The organism is Agreia sp. Leaf244 (assembly GCF_001422695.1).
GTDB lineage: Bacteria > Actinomycetota > Actinomycetes > Actinomycetales > Microbacteriaceae > Agreia.
Genome location: NZ_LMLX01000002.1, coordinates 732,562 through 751,082, shown reverse-complemented (window position 1 = coordinate 751,082; position 18,521 = coordinate 732,562). Strand labels below are relative to the sequence as shown.

Annotated in this window: 15 protein-coding genes; 4 read left to right on the top strand and 11 right to left on the bottom strand. The window is 68.2% G+C overall.

Going from position 1 to position 18,521, the window contains the following annotated elements:
- The first annotated feature begins 33 nt into the window (after window positions 1–33).
- Window positions 34–1,698, top strand: a complete 1,665-nt coding sequence (locus tag ASF06_RS08320; RefSeq protein ID WP_055945494.1) for an HNH endonuclease signature motif containing protein — start codon at window positions 34–36, stop codon at window positions 1,696–1,698.
- Between the two features lie 135 nt (window positions 1,699–1,833).
- On the opposite strand, the gene ASF06_RS08315 is transcribed toward ASF06_RS08320, so the two are convergent.
- From ASF06_RS08315 to ASF06_RS08290, 6 genes are all read right to left on the bottom strand, one after another.
- Window positions 1,834–2,595, bottom strand: a complete 762-nt coding sequence (locus ASF06_RS08315; RefSeq protein WP_055945492.1) for a hypothetical protein — start codon at window positions 2,593–2,595, stop codon at window positions 1,834–1,836.
- 700 nt (window positions 2,596–3,295) lie between these two features.
- Complete coding sequence (locus ASF06_RS08310; protein ID WP_055945490.1) at window positions 3,296–4,507, bottom strand: metal-dependent hydrolase family protein; 1,212 nt, start codon at window positions 4,505–4,507, stop codon at window positions 3,296–3,298.
- A 45-nt stretch (window positions 4,508–4,552) separates the two neighbouring features.
- Window positions 4,553–5,863 (bottom strand): ABC transporter permease, encoded by a 1,311-nt coding sequence (locus tag ASF06_RS08305; RefSeq protein ID WP_055945488.1) that lies wholly within the window; start codon window positions 5,861–5,863, stop codon window positions 4,553–4,555.
- Window positions 5,860–6,957: an ABC transporter permease gene (locus ASF06_RS08300; RefSeq protein ID WP_055926387.1), complete on the bottom strand. Its 1,098-nt coding sequence runs from the start codon at window positions 6,955–6,957 to the stop codon at window positions 5,860–5,862. The genes ASF06_RS08305 and ASF06_RS08300 overlap by 4 nt, the downstream gene beginning before the upstream one ends.
- The gene (locus tag ASF06_RS08295) at window positions 6,954–8,486 is read right to left on the bottom strand and encodes an ABC transporter ATP-binding protein (protein ID WP_055945486.1); all 1,533 of its coding nucleotides are present in this window, start codon (window positions 8,484–8,486) and stop codon (window positions 6,954–6,956) included. The genes ASF06_RS08300 and ASF06_RS08295 overlap by 4 nt, the downstream gene beginning before the upstream one ends.
- A gap of 33 nt (window positions 8,487–8,519) precedes the next feature.
- Window positions 8,520–9,566 carry a BMP family lipoprotein gene (locus ASF06_RS08290; RefSeq protein WP_082479573.1) on the bottom strand — a complete coding sequence of 349 codons (1,047 nt, stop codon included), beginning with the start codon at window positions 9,564–9,566 and terminating at the stop codon, window positions 8,520–8,522.
- A gap of 125 nt (window positions 9,567–9,691) precedes the next feature.
- Between ASF06_RS08290 and ASF06_RS08285 the strand changes: the two genes are divergently transcribed.
- From ASF06_RS08285 to ASF06_RS08275, 3 genes are read left to right on the top strand one after another with little or no spacing between them, the layout of a single operon-like run.
- Window positions 9,692–10,447 (top strand): glutamine amidotransferase, encoded by a 756-nt coding sequence (locus ASF06_RS08285; protein WP_055945485.1) that lies wholly within the window; start codon window positions 9,692–9,694, stop codon window positions 10,445–10,447.
- The gene (locus tag ASF06_RS08280) at window positions 10,444–11,889 is read left to right on the top strand and encodes an amidohydrolase (RefSeq protein ID WP_055945483.1); all 1,446 of its coding nucleotides are present in this window, start codon (window positions 10,444–10,446) and stop codon (window positions 11,887–11,889) included. The genes ASF06_RS08285 and ASF06_RS08280 overlap by 4 nt, the downstream gene beginning before the upstream one ends.
- Window positions 11,886–12,632, top strand: a complete 747-nt coding sequence (locus ASF06_RS08275; protein WP_055945481.1) for a creatininase family protein — start codon at window positions 11,886–11,888, stop codon at window positions 12,630–12,632. Before ASF06_RS08280 ends, ASF06_RS08275 begins: the two co-directional genes overlap by 4 nt.
- Here the strand turns inward: ASF06_RS08275 and ASF06_RS08270 are convergent.
- The 5 genes from ASF06_RS08270 to ASF06_RS08250 form a co-directional block, all read right to left on the bottom strand.
- Window positions 12,620–13,984, bottom strand: a complete 1,365-nt coding sequence (locus ASF06_RS08270) for an amidohydrolase (protein ID WP_055945479.1) — start codon at window positions 13,982–13,984, stop codon at window positions 12,620–12,622. The genes ASF06_RS08275 and ASF06_RS08270 overlap by 13 nt on opposite strands.
- 13 nt (window positions 13,985–13,997) lie before the next feature.
- Window positions 13,998–14,696, bottom strand: a complete 699-nt coding sequence (deoD, locus tag ASF06_RS08265) for a purine-nucleoside phosphorylase (protein ID WP_055945477.1) — start codon at window positions 14,694–14,696, stop codon at window positions 13,998–14,000.
- Window positions 14,697–14,745: 49 nt separating this feature from the next.
- A complete protein-coding gene (locus ASF06_RS08260; RefSeq protein WP_162237691.1) occupies window positions 14,746–16,428 on the bottom strand; it encodes an ABC transporter permease in 1,683 nt (560 codons plus the stop codon).
- A 2-nt stretch (window positions 16,429–16,430) separates the two neighbouring features.
- Window positions 16,431–17,225, bottom strand: coding sequence for an ABC transporter ATP-binding protein (locus tag ASF06_RS08255; protein WP_055945474.1), 795 nt, complete (start codon window positions 17,223–17,225; stop codon window positions 16,431–16,433).
- A gap of 97 nt (window positions 17,226–17,322) precedes the next feature.
- On the bottom strand, window positions 17,323–18,441 hold the full coding sequence (locus ASF06_RS08250) for an ABC transporter substrate-binding protein (RefSeq protein WP_055945472.1): 1,119 nt from the start codon (window positions 18,439–18,441) through the stop codon (window positions 17,323–17,325).
- Window positions 18,442–18,521: the final 80 nt, after the last annotated feature.

Here is an 18,521-nt window from a genome sequence, read left to right as displayed (position 1 = left end):
CCCAATGTCGGTGGCTACTGTTTGACTTCTCGTATGGACCTCCACGACGCATCCCTCGGCGACATCGCCGAGCGCCTTCGTGAGCTCCTCGACGAGAACCGGGCAGCCGTGAACACCGGTGCCGGGTCGAGTGCCGATCCCGGTGGCGCGCTGCTCGCGGCAGCTCATGCGTGGGAGGAGATCGGTCGAGCCGGTGACGCGGCCCGAACCTGGGTGGCGGCCGAAGTCGCGAACGAGTCACGCCGTGAACTCGACACCGCCGGTCTTGCCTACCGTCACGGGTTCCCTTCGGCGCGAAAGCTCCTCGCCGCGACCACGAACATCTCCGAGCGCACCGCGGCGACCCGCATCGGCCTGGGTCAGCGGTTGCGGTCGTCGATCTCGATCTCGGGAACCCCGAATCCGAGTTTCTTCCCGGTTGTGGAGGAGGCGTTCTTCGCCGGCCGTGTCGGTGTCGATACGGCCGCGGTGATCTGTCGCACCCTGTCCGAGGTGGTGAACCGCACCGGCTGGTCTGATGACACCGACCGGGCCGAACGGCATCTGGTCGCCGCGGCGATCGCCACCGTCGCAGACACGGAAGCCGATACCGACTCGGACATAGATGCCGACGGGCTCACGGACAAGGATGCGGGCGTCGACGAGAGCGGCGGTACAGGCGACGCGGACGCCTTGTGGAGGGTGCCGAGGCGGTACACGGTCGAGGAGATCGGCCGGCTTGCGATCCGTTTCCGGGAACACCTCGACCCCGACGGCGCCGAGCCCCGCGACGCCGTGAAGCAGTCGCTGCGCGGGTTCAGCTACCCGAAAGTGGGCGCCGATGGCATGGCGAGAGGCCGTTACGCGCTCCCACCTCTGCAACTCGGAGTGTTCCTGGCCGCGGTCGACTCGATCCTCAGCCCGCGCACTCCCGAAGCTTCAACTCCAGGGCTGCACGCACCGGACACGACCGATTCTCGCCATGAGCCCGCACACACGGTTGACGGCCAGACGGCCGATAGTCAGACGGTCACCCCTCCAGCGGACACGGCGCCGACCGTCGACGCCCCATCTCCCCGCGAACCCGCAACACTGGGCGACACTTCAGGCGACCACGCAATCGTCGACTCGCGCACGGCGGAGCAGAATCTCCTCGACGCGGTCATGACCCTCCTCGAAATGGCCGCCGTCTCGCCGGCAGCGTCGCTGCTGAACGGGGCGGCGCCGACCGTGAACGTGCACGTCACCCTCGACGACCTCGAATCCGGGCGCGGGGCCGCGTGGATCGACGGCAGTACCGAACCCATCCCCATCAGCACGGTGGACCAGCTCCGCTGCCATGGCGACACGATCACCACTGTCTTCGGTGACCACGGCGAGGTTCTTCATCACGGCAAGACGAAACGGTTGGCCACCCGAAGGCAACGCAGAGCACTCGCTGCCCGCGACGGAGGATGCGTCATCCCCGGCTGCGCCGCTCCACCGTCACGGTGCCAGGCGCACCATGTGACCCCGTGGGTGAGTGAGGACTATCCGCCCGGACGGACCGACATCGACAACCTCGCGTTGTTGTGTCCGTTCCACCACGCCACCATCCACACCTCGGCATGGCAACTCGTCATGATCCACGGCAAACCGCACGTCAGACCACCGAGCTGGCAAGACCCGAACCGAACACCGAGGCCCGCCGGACACCAACGAACAAGCAGACCATGGTGACCCCGTTCGTCGAGCGTGTCGAGACGCGAGCCCCTTCGGCACCCGTTCGTCGAGCTTGTCGAGACGCGAGACCCGTCGACACCCCGTGCGTCGAGCCTGTCGAGACGCCCTTCGACCTGCTCAGAGAACGAGGTGCTACTGAGCCGCGAAGTAGAACTTCGTTCCGTCGAGGCTCGACACGACCCACAGGCCCTGCTCGACCCCGGTGGTCGGAATCGCGACCGCGATGTTGCCCGATGCGGATGCGCCGGGAGCGAGCTCGGCGACCGCATCGATGCCGCCGGGTGCGATGGCGATGGCGTCGTACTGGTTGTACATGGTGCCGTCGGCCGCCTCGAAGCCCACCTGTACATAGGCGGGGTAGCCGGTCTCCGATCCGACGTACGTGGTGGTAATGGGAAGCAGTGCGAACGACGTTCCTGCGGGAGCGGTGTCGCTGAAGGAGTTCTCGGCGGCGACCGCGGCATCGGCGTTCAGAGTGGGGGTGTTCACCGTGACCTGCCAGGTCGGCTCGCCCAACTGCGAGAGCGCGACGCTCGAACCCAGAGGAGCCGGGTTCTCGCGCGATCCGACGTCGCCGGCCAAGGGGGCGCCCTGCTCACCTGTCGACGTGTCGTCGCCTGGTTCGACGGGCTCCGAGGTGACGGAAGGGGAGTTGCTCTGGATGGCCTCATCGACGCTGTCGAAGAACAGGCCGGTGTAGACGATCGACAGAACGATCGAGAGGATCAGCGCGAGCAACGACACGGCGCTTCCCACGATGGCGAGCGTCTTCTTGCGTCCCTTGAGGAAGATCGCAATCACTCCGAGAACAAGGCCGACGAACGCGAAGAACCCGGTGATGTAGTTGATGAACGGAATGAACGACCCGAGGAGCGCGACACTGCCGATGATCACCGCCGTGAGAGCGAGGCCGCCCGGACGCTTCTTCGGGCTGATCGTTCCCGGAGCATACGGTGCGGCCGGGTACTGGGCCGATGCATTTTGTCCGGACGGGTACTGTCCGGACGGGTACTGTCCGGACGAGTACTGGCTCGTCGGGGGATAGCTCTGCGACTGAGGGGGCGGCGTTCCATAGTCGCTGACCGGAGGAGTGCTGCCGTACGAGGGAGGGTTTGACTGAGTGCTGCCGTAGGACGGCGGTGCGGGTGGAGCGCTCGGGGCGCTGCTGTAGGCAGGTGGTGCAGGTGGTGCAGGAGGCGTCGGCGAACTCGGCGGAACGGGAGGTGACGGCGGGGGAGGCGTAGACGAGAACTGCGGTTCAGACGCACCTGCCGGTGCCGACGGCGAGATCGGGGCGGACGGCTCGGGCGAGTGTGGAGGGGCAGAGGAGAACTGCGGGGTCGTCGGAACCGGCGGCGTGCTCGAGGCCTCTGTCGATGCAACAGCCTCTGTCGATGCAACAGCCTCGGGCGACGCGGGAGTCTTCGGATCGTCGGGTACACCGGGGAACGCAGGAGGCTGTGAGTCTGGCATGTTCCGAGTGTGGCAGACGGCCTTCTCAGGCAACACCCTCCCCGAAGGGCGCGAGACCAAGCGGGAGGGCACGAGATCCTCAGGAGGGCACAACATCACGCGACTGCTCGCGATCGACGAGTCAGCGCGGCAGCTCTCCCGATACGACCTCGCCCTTCGAGACCACGGCCACGATGTTCGCGGTGTCGAGATCCGACAGGTTCTGCCAGGGTCGACCGCGCATCACGACGAAGTCGGCGAGCTGGCCGCCAGCGATACGTCCGAGCTTCTGCTCGAGCCCCAACGCGCGACTCGCCCGCGACGTGGCCGCCTGCAGGGCCCGCTCTGGAGTCCAGCCGAAGACGCGCGCCATCAACCGCACCTCCGCCATCTGATCGCCGAACTTCACGTGATGACCGTTCGCATCCGTGCCCAGCACGAAGTCGACCCCGAGATCGGCGGCTGCACGCATGCCGGCATCCCTCTTCTCGATCAGCTGCGCCGCCTTGTCGGCCTGCTCGGACGAGACGCCGTTCTCGCCGGCGGCGATGCGGTCGTTGATGAGCAGGGTGGGCGCCACGGTGATGCCGGCGGCGGCGATCCGAGACGCCTGCGCCTCGGTCAGCAGAGTGCCGTGTTCGATCGAGTCGACGCCCTCGTCGATGGCGACCTCGATGCCGTCAGCGGTATGTGCATGGGCCGCGACGCGCATTCCGAGCGCGTGGGCCTCGTCGACGATCACGGCGATCTCCGCCCGCGTGTAGTTGCGCCACGAACTCTTGTCGCCCACCGAGAGAACCCCGCCGCTCGTCGCGATCTTCACCCCGTCGGCACCGGCCCTGGCGAAGTGCCGCACGAGCTGGCGGCACTGATCGGGGCCGTCGGCCAGGGGCTTGCGCTGCGTGAACGCGGGCGGAATGAACAGGTCGCCGTGGCCGGCGGTCATACTCACCATGCCATGGGCCTGCATGCGGGGCCCGGTCACGACGCCCGCGTCGATCGCGCGGCGCATCGAGAACTGGATGTCGTCGGCCGACAGATCGCGGATCGTCGTGACGCCGCCGCGCATCGCCGTGAGGGCGTTCGACAGGCCGTGCAGGGTCTGCTCCTCGACGCGCGTCATGAGCGGCCAGGTGAGGAAGTCGGCGGTGCCCGGCCCGGCGTAGCCGACGATGTGCACGTGAGTGTCGATGAGCCCGGGGATCACGCTGAACTCGGGGGTCTCCTCACCGGCGGCCGCGCGCGAGGGTTCGTCGAAGACGGCGTCGGCGCCCGATCGAGACCAGCTCAGAGAGCGGATGCCGGCATCGGTGGTGCCGTCCCAGAGGGCCACGGCGGGAAGGTGCTGGTTCATGGTGCTCTCTCTGGCGTTGCTGACGGTTCTGGGAGACGGGTGAGTCTAGCCGCGCGAGTTCTTGCGCGGGAAGAGATGGCCGAGCGCGGCAGGCGGTCGCATCGTTGTTCCCGCGACCACGAGGACGGCCAGGGTCACGAGGTAGGGCGCGGCGGTCGGCAGCTCGCTGGGCAGCGGCACGAACACGAAAACGAGCACGAGGGCTATGCCGAGCAGGAGCGGCGCGAGTCCGCCCCGGCGCTTGCCCGCGAACATCCGGCTGAGACCGATCGCCACGAAGACGATAGCCAGGATGAAGAGCAGCGCTTTGAACGTCTCCGGCCTTCCGAGCCCGACGGCGTCGCTGAAGCCGAACAGGCTCGACCCCAAGAAGACGCCCGACGGCATCCAGTTGCCGAAGATGAGCGTCGCGAGACCGATGAATCCTCTGCCCGCGGTCTGGTTCTCGACGTACGCCTGCGAGATGAGGGCAAGATAGCCGCCCGCGAATCCGGCGAGGCCGCTGCCCACGAGAACCGCCACCCAGCGGGTTCGGTGCACGCTGCCGCCGAGGGCCTGCAGCGCGGCGGGCTGCTCGCCGGCAGCCCGCCAGCGCAGTCCGAACGGAGTGCGCCACAGGATGTATGCCGTCGCGGGAATAAGGAGCAGACCGATGATCGCGGCGAGTGAGACGTCACGCGTGAGTCCACCCACGATGCCGCCCAGCTGGGTGATCACGGGGATGCCCGACGCCTCCATGGCGCGAGTCGCATCAGGAGTGCCGAATCCTCCTGAGAGGAAGGGAATGCCGATGTTCGGCAACGAGCCGTCGATGCGCGGTGACCGCGAGATCGTGCCGCCGTCGACCCCGTTGAAGACGATGTCCGACATAAAACGGGCGAGCGCCGCGGCCACGACGTTGATGGAGACGCCCACGATGAGCTGGTTGAGTCCCATCTCGATGCAGAGCACGGCCATCAGCAGGCCGAAGACGAGGCCGCCCACGATTCCTCCGCCGAGCGCCGCCCACGGCCCCCAGAACCAGCCGAAGATGCCGGCCATCCAGGTGCCGCCGATCATCATGCCCTCGAGGCCGACGTTGATGATGCCCGCCCGTTCGGAGTACAGGCCGCCGATGGCGACGACCGCGATCGGCACGGTCAGGCGCAGGGCCGAACCCCAGGTGGATGACGCCGAGATCCCGGGGGCGTCGGCCACGTACTGCGCCACGACGATCAGCGCGAAACCGAGAAGGCTCCAGCGGACGGCGGCGCGGAGGGTGCGCCGACTGGGCGCGAGCGAGCTCGGAGCGGCGGCGACGGTCTTCGTCGCGCCGTCGACGGTCAGGCCGGCGGCGGCCCCATTGCTGTCGGTCATGAGGATGCCTCCACGGTCTGTGCGCCTGCCCTGCGACGGCTGCGGATCGCGTTCCACAGAGCGAGTCGGCGATCGGCCTTGTCGGTGAACCAGTAGCCGATGGCGCTCGAGAGCAGGATGACGGCCATGAAGACGGAGCCGACCTCGGTGGGCAGCTGAACGAGGCCGAGCACCTGCGAGCTGCGCTCGACGAACGCGAGCACGAAGGCGCCCACGGCGACTCCGATCGGATGCGATCGGCCGAGCAGGGCGGCGGCGAGACCGGTGAACATCAGGTCGGTGGGAAGCGTGCCGTCGAAGCGGAAGGCGACGCCGAGCACATGCGGAAGACCGACCAGCCCGGCGATCGCACCGGATCCGAGCATCGCCCAGATGATGCGCCGGTTCACCTTGATGCCGGCCGATTCGGCCGCCTCAGGAGACTTCGATGCCACCTGCAGGGTGAACCCGAACGTCGTTCGGTACTGGATCAGGTAGAAGACGATGCCCACCACGATCGCCAGAACGAGGAAGCCCGAGATCGACGTGCGGTTGCCGATGCCGAGATCGACGAGCGCGGGCATCGCCCCGTCGGCACCGATGATGGCCGTGCCGGTGTTCTGTCCTCCGCCCGAGCGGAAGACGTTGGCGAGCAGAATGGCGACGACCGTGGTCGCGATGGCGTTCATGAGGATCGAGGTGATGACCTCGCTGACCCCGCGGTAGACCCGCAGTAGCGCCGGAACCAGCGCCCACAGCGCGCCGACCAGGCAGCACACGAGCAGGGTGATCGGCAGTCGCAGGTAGAGGGGCAGCGGCAGGTTGGCGGCCACGACCGCCCCGGCCAGCGCGGCGACGCGGTACTGGCCGTCGACACCGATGTTGAACAGGCCCATGCGCAGGGCGAAGGCCGCCGCGATGCCGGCGAGGTAGAGCGGCACCGCGTTGTTCAGGGCAGACACGAGCGAGGCCGGCTCGATGCCGTAGTTCCACATGACCTCGTAGGCGCTGGCGGCCGAGTAGCCGCCGAAGGTGAGGAAGAGCGTGGTCACGAGCAGTGCAAGCAGCACCGATACGACGGGGCCGGCAATCGTGAGCAGGATGCGCCGGGTCATGCCGCCGCCTCGCCCTGGCGCCTGACGCCGGTCATGTATTCGCCCAACTCCTGCGCATCCACGTCTGCCGGATGGAGTTCGGCGACGATGCGACCGCGGTAGAAGACCAGCAGCCGATCGGAGAGCGAGAGCAGCTCGTCGAGGTCGGCCGAGATCAGCACCGTGCCGAGGCCGCGGTCGCGTGCGGCGGTCAGTTCGGTCCAGACGGCCGACTGGGCGCCGATATCGACGCCGCGCGTGGGGTGGGCGGCGATGAGAACGTCGGGGGACGAGCCGAGTTCGCGCCCCACGATGAATTTCTGCTGGTTGCCGCCCGAGAGTGACGAGGCGAGGCTCGCGACGGAGCCGCCGCGCACGTCGAACTTCTCGATGATCGAGGCGGCGGCCGCTGCGGCGCCGGAGCGGCTGAACCACGGGCCGCGTCTGATCGGAGCCCTCGAGTGGTAGCCGAGGGCGGCGTTCTCTCGCAGGGCCATCGACAGCACGAGACCGTCCTTGTGCCTGTCTTCGGGAATGTAGGCCATGCCGCGGGCGCGGCGCTGCTCGGTTGTGAGGGCGCTGATGTCGTGCCCGCCCAGCGACACCGTGCCGGTGCTGGCGGTTCGGCCGAGAAGGGCGAGCAGCAGTTCGGACTGTCCGTTGCCCTCCACGCCGGCTATTCCGACGATCTCGCCGCTGTGCACGGAGAACGACACGTCGTCGAGCGCGGCGACCTCGCCGTCGAGGCCGACGCTGAGGTTGTCGGCGGAGAGCACGACGTCGTCGCCGGGCGGCAGGGAGCGGGGGTTCACCGACGGCATGGCCACCTTGACCATCAGCGAGGCGAGTTCGGCGGCGCTGGTCTCCGACGCGATGCGGTGCCCCACCACCTCGCCCGCCCGGATGACGGTGATCTCGTCGGCGAAGTCGAGAACCTCGTCGAGCTTGTGCGAGATGAAGATCACGGCAGCACCCTCGGCGGTGAACGCGCGCATCGCCGCGAACAGCGACTGCGCCTCGCTGGGAACGAGCACTGCCGTCGGCTCGTCGAGGATGATGATGCGGGCGTCGCGGTAGAGCACCTTGAGGATCTCGACGCGCTGTCGGCCTCCTACGCCGAGCTCGCGCACGACGGCGTTCACGTCGACCGGGAAACCGTTCGTCGCGGCGAGTTCCTCGACGCTCCGACGGGCGGCCCGGCTGTCGAGCCGCAGGGCCGAGCCCGGCTCGTCGGCGAGAATCACGTTCTCCCACACGCGGAGCGCGTCGGCGAGCAGGAAGTGCTGGTGCACGATGCCGATGCCGGCGCGCTGGGCGTCGCGGGGCGACGAGAACGTGCGAGGCTCGCCCGCGATCGTGATCGTGCCCTCATCGGGGTGCTCCTCGCCGGCGAGGATCTTCATGAGGGTCGACTTGCCCGCACCGTTCTCTCCGACGATCGCGTGCACCGTGCCCGCTTTCACGGACAGGTCGATGCGGTCGTTGGCGGTGAAGGTGCCGAACCTCTTGACGATGCCCGTCAGGCGCACCAGCTCTTCCTGCTTCTGCATGCCAGTCCTTCTCGGCTAGAACGTCCTTTTCGGCTAGAGCGCCGACGTCACCGTGATCGTTCCGGCGATGATATCCGCCTTGGCCTTCTCGAGCTGCTCGCTGTACTGGTCGACGAAGCCGCCGGAGGTCGAGTAGCCGACGCCGTCGTTGGACAGGTCGAAGTCCTGCTCGCCCTCTTCGAGGGTTCCATCGAGGAATGCCTTGATCGAGTCCTCGACGGCCACATTCACGTTCTTGATGGCCGAGGTCAGGATGTACGGCTTGATCGAGTCGTCGACCTGCTCGTAGACGTCGCCGTCGACCCCGATGGCCCAGTTCTTCTGGGCGTCGGTGCTGGATGCGGCCGCCTGCTCGTAGACGCCCTGGCCCGATCCGCCGGCTGCGGCGTAGATGACGTCGGCTCCGCTCGAGTACATCGAAGCCGCGGCCTCCTTGCCCTTGGTCGGGTCGGAGAACCCGGTGAAGTCGCCGAGAGGAGCCAAGTAGGTGGAGTCGACCGTGATGTTCGGATCGACCGAGGTGGCGCCGGCCTCGAAGCCGACGAAGAAGTTCTGGATGCTCGGCTGGTCGACGCCGCCGATGAATCCCACGTGGCCGGTCTTCGACGCGAGTGCCGCTGCCATGCCGACGAGGTAGGACGACTGCTCTGCGGCGAACGAGATGGTGGTGGTGTCGGGGATGACCGTGCCCTTGTCGATGTCGACGGCGACGAACTGCGTGTCGGGGTGGTCGGTCGTCTGCTCCATCGGGGTCGCGTACTGGAACCCGATGCCGATGGCGAGGCCGGCTCCCTCGGAGATGGCGAGGTCGAGGCGGTCCTGGTAGTCGTCGGTGTTGGGGCTGGAAAGGTCGATGGGGGTGAAGTCGAGACTGTCCTGCGCGTCGGTGAAGCCCTTGTACGCGCTGTCCATGAACGAGAAGTCACCCGTCGTTCCGTAGAGCATCGCGACCTTGGGAAGGTCGGGATCGGTGCTGGCGCCCGTGGTGGCCGTCTTGCCGGAGCAGGCCGTGAGCGCGAGCGAGGCGGCGAGCACGAGGCCGCCGACCGCGAAGAGGCGAGAGCTGTGGATGCGTGACAAAAGGGTCTCCTTCGGACGGTTCGATAGGGCGACGGTACGCCGCAAAACGCTTTGCAGTGTTTCCCGAATGTTTCGAGTATAAGAAATACTCCGGGCGTGCAAAACGATTGGTATACAGTGCTGCCATGTCACGCGTCCTGCTCCTCGGAGAATCCTGGTTCGTCTATTCGGTTCACCAGAAGGGCTTCGACTCCTTTCACACCTCCGAGTTCACTCTGGGCGGGCAGGAGTTCGTCGCCGCCCTGCGCTCGGCGGGTCACGACGTCGCCCACATTCCGGCGCACGAGATCTCGACGCGCGTGCCCGCCGATGCCGAGGGCATCGCGGCGATCGCCGATGTCGTCGTGATCTCCGACGTCGGAGCCAACACGTTCCAGCTCCCCCCGGCCACCTTCGCCCGGTCCGAGGCCCAGCCCGACCGCACCGAAGCACTGCGCGAGTTCGTGCAGCTCGGCGGCGGCCTCCTCATGGTCGGCGGCTATCTCACGTTCTCCGGCATCGATGCGAAGGCGCGGTGGGGGCGCACGCCGCTCGCCGAGGCTCTTCCCGTCGAGATCCTCGATCGCGACGACCGGGTGGAGCTCCCGGCTGGCGCCGCGCCGCAGCTCGCCTACGCGCATCCCATCACCGACGGGCTCGACGAGCAGTGGCCCGAGCTACTCGGCCTCAACGAGGTGACCACCCGGCCGGGCGCGGCGACGCTCGCGAGCTGCGCCGGGCATCCGTTGCTGGCCGTGGGAGGCTATGGCGCGGGTCGAAGCGCCGCGTTCACCTCCGACCTCGCGCCGCACTGGGCGCCGCCCGCATTCCTGGGCTGGGCGGGCTACGCCCCGCTCTTCGACCGAACGATACGGTGGCTCGCAGGGGAGGAGATCGAATGACGAACGAGCAGACGGCGCAGGAAGCGGGGCGGGCGCCCGAGCAGCCCGTGCACACCATCATCACCGGGGCGACGGTTCTCAGCCGCACGACCCGGCCCGCCCCGAACTACACCGCGCTGCCGCGCACCGATGTCGCGGCGCGCGGAACGGCGACGTTCCTCGACGACCATGCCATCGGCATCCGGGGCAACACGATCGCGTGGGTGAAACCCAGCGTCGAGGTGACCCTGGCCGAGCGTGACGCGGCGACGACGCTCATCGACGGCCGAGGACACGTGGCCATTCCCGGGCTCATGAACTCTCACACGCACTCGCCGATGACCATGTTCCGAGGCTCCGCCGAAGACGTGCCCACCAGCGAGTGGTTCAACGCCCACATCTGGCCGATGGAGGTCAACCTCACCGAGCGCGACGTGACCTTGGGCGCGCAGCTCGCCGTGGGGGAGATGCTGCTGGCCGGTGTCACGAGCTTCGCCGACCACTACTTCTCGACCGACCGCATCGCCGAGGTCGTGGCCTCTAGCGGCGCGCGGGCACTTCTCGCCTCGACCTTCTTCTCGTCGCAGGGGGAGGAGGGGATCGAGCGGTCTGCGGAGTTCGCCGAGCGCTGGAACGGCGCCGCAGACGGCCGAATCACCACCGCGATGGGACCGCACGCGACCTACACGGTGAACGACGCCGACCTCGAGAAGACGGCCGAGCACGCCCGCCGTCTCGGAGTGCGCACCCACATCCACGCGTCGGAGAGCCCCTCGCAGACCCGCTCGAGTCTCGACCGGCTCGGGGTCACGCCCATCCAGGTGCTGCACGACACCGGCATCCTCGAGACCGGGGCCATCATCGCGCACGGCGCGGGCATCATCGAAGACGACCTGCGCTGGCTCAGACCCTGGGCAGACCGGGTCGCGGTCGCCTCGTGCAGCAAGGTGTACTTGAAGCACGCGCAGTCGGGCGGCACGCCCGTGAAGACGCTGCATGATGCTGGCATCACCGTGGGGGTCGGCACCGACGGACCCGCCTCGCACAACACCCTCGACGTGCTCGAGAGCGTGCGTTTCCTTTCGATGGTCCAGAAGAACGTGCACAGCGACGCCACCTGGTTGACCTCGCAGCACGCCCTCGACCTGGCCACCCGGCAGAGCGCGCACGCGTTCGGGCTCGGAGACTCGCTGGGCGCGCTCCTGCCCGGCTACACGGCCGACATCGTGCTGATCGACACCCTTGTTCCGCACATGCAGCCCATGCACGACCTGGCCGCGGCGCTGGTGCTGAGCGTCAAATCCTCCGACGTGCGCACGGTGCTCGTCGACGGCAGCGTCGTCGTGTCGGGTGGACGGCTCACCACCATCGACGTCGCGAGCGTGGCCGACGAACTCCAGCGCCGGGTGCCTGCGCTGCGCGACACCTCGCACGGCCGCTCGATCCAGGACTACGCGCCGTGATCGAGGCGGCTCGCTCGACCTGGCCCGAGGTGGCCGCGCACGTCTCCGCCACGTCGGGCGTCGCCATCCTGCCGTTCGGCGCGCTCGAGCAGCACGGCCCGCAGCTGCCCCTGTCGACCGACACCGCGACCGCCGAGGAGGTCGCGCGGCGGCTGGCGAGCCTGCTCGACGCCGTGCTGCTGCCGCCTGTGCACTACGGAGAGACCTGGAACAACGCGGGCTACCCCGGAACCGTCTCGCTGTCGCCCGGCACGGTCACGGCCATCGCGAAGGATATCGGGGCCTCGCTCGTTCTCTCAGGGGTGCGCGTGTTCGTGATCGTGAACGGCGACTGGGGCAACCGGGCGCCGCTCGCCCTCGCCGCCCGCGAACTCGTCGACGAGGGGGTCATCCCCGCCCTCGTTCTCGACTATCCCGGCATGGATGCCGCCATCGACGAGGTGCGCGAGTCGCGTCCGGCTGCTCCCGGGCTGAACCACGCCGAGGAGGTCGAGACCTCGATCATGCTGGCGATCGACCCGTCGACCGTGCATCCCGAGCGCTATGTCGCCGAGTATCCCGACTTTCCAGCGGACTTCGGAACCCGTCCCATGCAGCTGCACCCGTTCTCTCCCAGCGGGGTGTTCGGCGACCCGTCGAGTGCGACCGCTGCCAAGGGCGAGGCCATCCTCGCCCGCACGGTCGATGAGTCGCGACGGGCTATCGAGGAGTTCCTGGCCGGCCTCGAGGATCAGGCGTCGTAGTTCTGGATGCTCCTGCCGTGGCTCCTGTCGGTCAGGCGGGCGAGGCGCGGCTGGAGTTCGGCGACCACTGCCGGGATGTCGATGGTCAGCACCTTCTTGCCCCTCATCAGAACGCGACCGGCGACGATCGTGGTGTCGATGTCGTTCGAGCGCGCGCTGTACACCAGCATGTTGGCGTAGTCGTGGATCGGCTGGTTGCGCGGCTCTGACAGGTCGACGAGCACGAGGTCGGCCTGGTACCCGGGGGCGAGGCGTCCGATGCTGTCGCCGAGCTGCACGGCCTTTGCGCTCTTGACCGTGGCATGTCCCAGCACCTGGCGCGAGGTCAGGTAGGTCTGGTCCCGTTCGAGCGCCTTCTGGGTGAGTGCCATGAACGTCATGCTCTCCCACACGTCGAGCGTGTTGTTCGAGGCAGCCCCGTCGGTGGCGAGCCCAACGGGGATGCCGGCCGACTCGAGCAGGCGCACGGGTGTGGTGTCGGGTCCGTGCTTGAGATAGCCCTTCGGTGCGCTGCCGATGCCGATGCTTCCGGTGGCCGCGAGGAACAGGGGCAGATCCTCCGCCACGATTCCGATGCCGTGCGCGATGAGCAGCTTGCCGTCGAGCAGCCCCGCACGGCGCAGCGTCTCGATGGGCGTGTGTCCGAAGCGCTCGCGGCTGTGCTTCATCTGGTACCGCGCCTCCGAGGCGTGGATGTGCACGAGGAGGTCGTTGTCGCGGGCCGCGTCGGCGGTCTTCGCGAGGTCCTCGTCGGTCACCGTGTAGGGAGCGTGCGGCGCGAGGGCGGTGGTGATGCGGCCACCGGCGGCTCCACGGTGATCGAGCGCGAACTGCAGCGAACGCTCCAGCCCGGCCTCGCCGTCGGATGAGAAGTACGTGGAGCCGAGCACCCCGCGCAGCCCGCTCTCATCGGTGACCCGGGCGATGGCATCCATGTTGAAGTAATGGTCGGCGAACGTGGTGACGCCGCTGCGGATCATCTCGGCGGCCGCCAGCCGCGTCGCCAGCTCGACGTCGTCGTCGGTGAGGTTGACCTCCATCGGCCAGATGAAGTCGTTGAACCACGTGTCCTCGGGAACGTCTTCGGCGGCTCCTCGGAACATCACCATGGGCGAGTGCGTGTGGCAGTTGATGAAGCCGGGCATCGCGAGCATTCCGGATGCGTCGATCGTCTCGAGCGCAGGGATGGGTCGCTCCGAGGGCGGCCGGGATTCGGAGATCGACTCGATGAGGCCGCCTCTCACAACGATGGTCTGGTTCTCGGCGAAGTCGACCTCGCCGAGATCGTTGTGCACGAGCACGACCGCGTTGGTGATGATGAGGTCGGCGGGGGCGGGCTGCGGATCGGTCATGGCGTCGTGTCCTCTACTGCAGTGCGGCGAGCGCGAACGACACCATGTCGGCGAAGGTCGCCTCGCGTTCGGCGGCGGTCATCTCGGAGCCCGGCAGGTCGCTGATCGTGCCGACCATCAGGGCGTCGAACTTCTCTTTGATCGCCACAGCGTAGAGCCCCGCCGCCTCCATGTCGATGCCGATCGTGCCATAGGCGAGCAGCCTGTCGACGAGCTCGGTGTCGGGGTTGTAGAAGCTGTCGGTGGTGAACAGCGGGCCCACGTGGATGGTCTTGCCCGTCGCCTCGCCGTGCTCGACGGCCTTGCGCAGCAGGGGGAACGAGGGCGCGTGACTGAGCGTGACGCCGGGCACCCACTCCGCGGTCATGTTCGAGTTCGTGTGCGCGGCCGAGGCGGCGACCACATCGCCGAGCTTCAGGTACGGGGCGATGCCGCCGATGGTGCCGACCCGGATGATGCGGGTCACGTCGTAGAAGCGGGCCAGCTCGGTCGCGTAGATCGCCATCGAGGGCATGCCCATGCCCGAGGCGAGTACCGAGATCGGCTTTCCATTGAAGGTTCCCGTGTAGCCGAGGATGCCGCGCACCTCGGTGACGAGCTGCGGATCGTCGAAGAAGGTCTCGGCGATGAGCTTGGCGCGGCGCGGATCGCCGGGCATCAGAACGTCAGGGGCGAAAGCTCCGGAGTCGGCGCCGATGTGGGGAGTGGCCATGATGTGTCGTCTTTCTTCTGGGGCGGGCGGGCTTCTGGGGCGGGCGGGGTCAGCCGAGCTGGGATGGTGCGTAACGCGACAGCACGGCGCGCTCGGCGGCGCTGACCAGGCTGTAAAAGATCAGTGACACTGCGGTAAGGATCGCGGCCGCCGCCCAGAGCCCGGTGTAGTCGGAGTGGGCGCGCGAGCTCACGATCTCGTGGCCGAGGCCGTCGCCGGTCGCGAGCCACTCGGCGAGCGTGGCGGCCAGCACTGCCGTGGGGGCCGCGATGCGCGCGGAGGCGAAGATGGCGGGCAGCGTGTAGGGCAGCTGCAGGCGCCACAGTGTGCTCCAGACCGAGGAGTCGTAGCTGCGCAGCAGGGTGAACGCGTCGGCGGGCACACGCTTCAGCCCTCCCTGCGTGTTGGCCAGCGTGGGGAAGAAGGTGACGATGGCGGTGATGGCGACGACACCTCCTAGTCCGCGGCCCAGTGCGAGGATCAGCACCGGCGTGAGAACGATGATCGGCACCGAGCGCAGGGCCACGGCAAGGGGTGTGAGCACACGCTCGACGATGGGAAAGAGCACGAACGACACGGCAGCGGCGATGCCGATCACGAGCCCGGCGATGTAGCCGACCCCCGCGTGCACCAGGGTCACGCCGAGCGCGTCGACCATCACAGCGCGGTTCTCGCTCGCGTCGTCGGCGGTGAACAGGTAGGTGTACACGTCGATCGGAGACTTGCCCACGAACGGCGACATGTCGAACACGATGAGATAGGCCCACCACGCGGCGAGGATCACGAGGATCGAGCCGACCGTCCAGGCCGCAGCGCGCAGGGTTCTGGTTCCGAGCGACCCACGCACGGCCGGCGCCGCCTGCTGCGCGTTCGAGATCGTGGCCGACCACGGGGTGAGCCAGCGGCGCAGCAGGCCGAAGAGACCGTAGGGCACGGCCGCCATCAGGGTCGCGATCACGGCTACCGACCACACGCGGGCCAGGTCGAGCGACATCAGGCCGTTGATGAGCAGCACCCCCAGGCCGGCCTTCGCGCCGATGAACTCGCCGAAGATCGCGCCGAGCACGGCCGCGGCGGCGCCGATCTGCAGCCCCGTGAGAATCGAGGGGACGCCCGAGGGCAGCCGCACGAAACGCAGCGAGCTGAGCGCCCGCCCGCCCCAGGCGGTCACCATCGTGAGCGGTCCGCCGTCGGCGGAGCGCAGACCGAGCATCGTTCCGACGAGGGTGGTGAAGAACACCGACAGCCCTGCGAGCACGACCTTCGCCGTGTCGGGGTCGAAGGTGAGCTGCAGCAGCGGGTTGACCGCGACCAGCGGCAGGCAGAACAGGGTAAGCGCCAGCCGCAGGAAGAGCGACTCGAGGGCCGGAAGCTGCACGAAGAGAATGGCCACGACGATCGCTGCGAGATTGCCCCAGAACCATCCGCGCACCGCGATCCACGCCGTGCTGGTGAAGGCCCCGACGTAGAGCTGCGGCTCGGTGATCAGGCTCCGGATGATCGCGCTCGGCGACGCGAGCACGCCCAGTCGCGTGAGGGCGACGTCGGCCAGGATCTCCCACAGCACGATGAGCGCGACGCTCACCAGCGCGGTGGTCACCCAGCCCGACAGCGCGGCCCGGCGGCCGGCGCGCTGGGAACGCGCGCGCTCGGTGGCGATCGCCTGCTGCTGCGCCGGCGTGTGCAGCGAGGCGGTCGGCGTCGAGGTCGAGACCGGCGTCGAGGTCGACACGCTCACGCCTCGACCGCCTGCAGGGACTCCTGGTCGGCGCCCGCGTGCAGCAGCGAACTCAGTTCGTCGCAGACAGCGTGGAACTCGGGGGTCGAGAGCAGCTCGCGGCGTCGGGGCCGCTCGAAGTCGATGGCGATGTCTCCCACGATCCGCCCCGGCCGCGGCGACATGACGATCACCCGGTCGGCCAGGAACGCCGCCTCCGAGATCGAGTGGGTCACGAGAAGGGCGGTGGCGCTGGTGGCGCTCCACAGCTTCTGCAGCTCCTCGTTCATACGCTGACGGGTGATCTCGTCGAGGGCGCCGAACGGTTCGTCGAGCAGCAGGATCTCGGGTTCTGCGACGATCGCTCGCGCGATCGCGACCCGCTGGCGCATGCCGCCCGACAATTGCGACGGTCGCGCATCCGCGAAGCCGTCGAGACCGACGAGCGCGATCAGCTCGTCGATGCGGCTCTTCGGAATGCCGATGCCCATGACCTGGCCGGGCAGGCGGATGTTGTCGCGCACGCTGCGCCACGGCAGCAGCGACGGGTCCTGCAGGGCGAGGCCCAGCCGGTGGGCGCTTCGGATCGACGAGGGGCTCTCCCCGTGGATCGTCACCTCGCCCGCGGAGTACGACTCGAGGTCGGCCAGGATGCGGAGGATCGTGGACTTTCCGCAGCCCGACGGGCCGAGGAGCGCGGTGAACGACCCCTGGGGCACGGCGAGGGAGACGTCGTCGAGCGCGAGCACATCGCTCTTCTTCGACGAGTACACCTTGGTCAGGTTGCTGAGGGTGAAGCCGGTGCCGTCCACGTCGGGTGTCCTTGTCGTCGGGTGCGGGGTGGTGCGGGGTGCGGGGCGGATGCCGCGGGTGGGGGAGTCGGGTCGGCCCCACCCGCGGCGGTCGGTTCTACTGCAGGCTGGACTTGCCGCCGTAGATGTCCTCGAGCAGCGAGTTGTCGAAGAGCGAGGCGTCGACGTCGGTGATTCCGAGCGTCGTCAGGGTGTCGACGTTCTTCTCGATGCCCTCGTCCGACATCCAGAAGAGGCCGTGCTCGTCGGTCTCATCGGTCACGAGCAGATCCATCTGGCGCTCGGCCTGCTTGGTCTGCTCCTCGACGGTGAGGCCTCCGTCTTTCGCATAGTCGTTGACCGTGAGGTCGACGGCCTCGGTGGGATCGGCGACGTAGCTCTGCCATCCCTCGATCTCTCCCTTGAGGAAGCCCTCGATGGCCGCCTTCTTCGCAGGGTCCTCGAGGGACTCCTTCGTGACGGCATAGACCTGGGCGTAGACGTCGAGCCCGAAGTCGGCGGTGAGGAAGGTGACTCCCTCTTTTCCGGTCGTGTCCTCGTAGGCGATGGGCTGCTCGCTGTAGAACACCCAGAGGCCGTCGACCTCGCCGCTGACGAGCGGGGCCACGTCGAATCCGACCGGCACCGAAGTGACCTTCGACGCGTCGACGTCGTTGACCTCGAGGAGGGCGTCCTGAGCCGCCTCGTCTCCGCTGGGAACGCCGATCTTCATACCCTCCATGTCGGCCGGAGTGGCAATCGGCTTGTCGGGGCTCGAGAGGATCGCGAGGGGGTTCTTCTGGAACCCGGCGGCGATGATCACGAGGTCGGCGCCCTGCTCGTTGGCGCGGGCCACGGTGTCGGCGTTGCCCATTCCGATGTCGGCCTGGCCCGAGACCACGGCGGCCATCGAGTCGACGTCGGGGCCGCCGGGCAGGATGTCGACGTCGACGCCGTTCTTGGCGTAGTAGCCCTCGGAGTCGGCGACGTAGCTGCCGCCGAACTGCACGAGCGGGATCCACGAGGTCTGCAGGGTGAGGGCGACCGGGCTGTCGGAGGACGGGGTCTCGGAACTGGCGCTGCTGCAGCCCGCGAGCACCAGCATGGCCGACAGGCCCATTGCGGCGCCCGCGACCAGTCTCGTGCTGCGTCGGGCGTGCGAGGTGCTGGCGGGGGCGGTGCGGGCGGAGGCGGTGCGGGCGGCGGTGCTGAGGGTGAGGGGGGAACGGGAGTGCATTGATTCTCCTTGGCGGGTGGGAGGCTATGGCGGGCATGCGGCAGGCGCACAGGACTGTGGTGCGGGTCGGGCTGCAAATC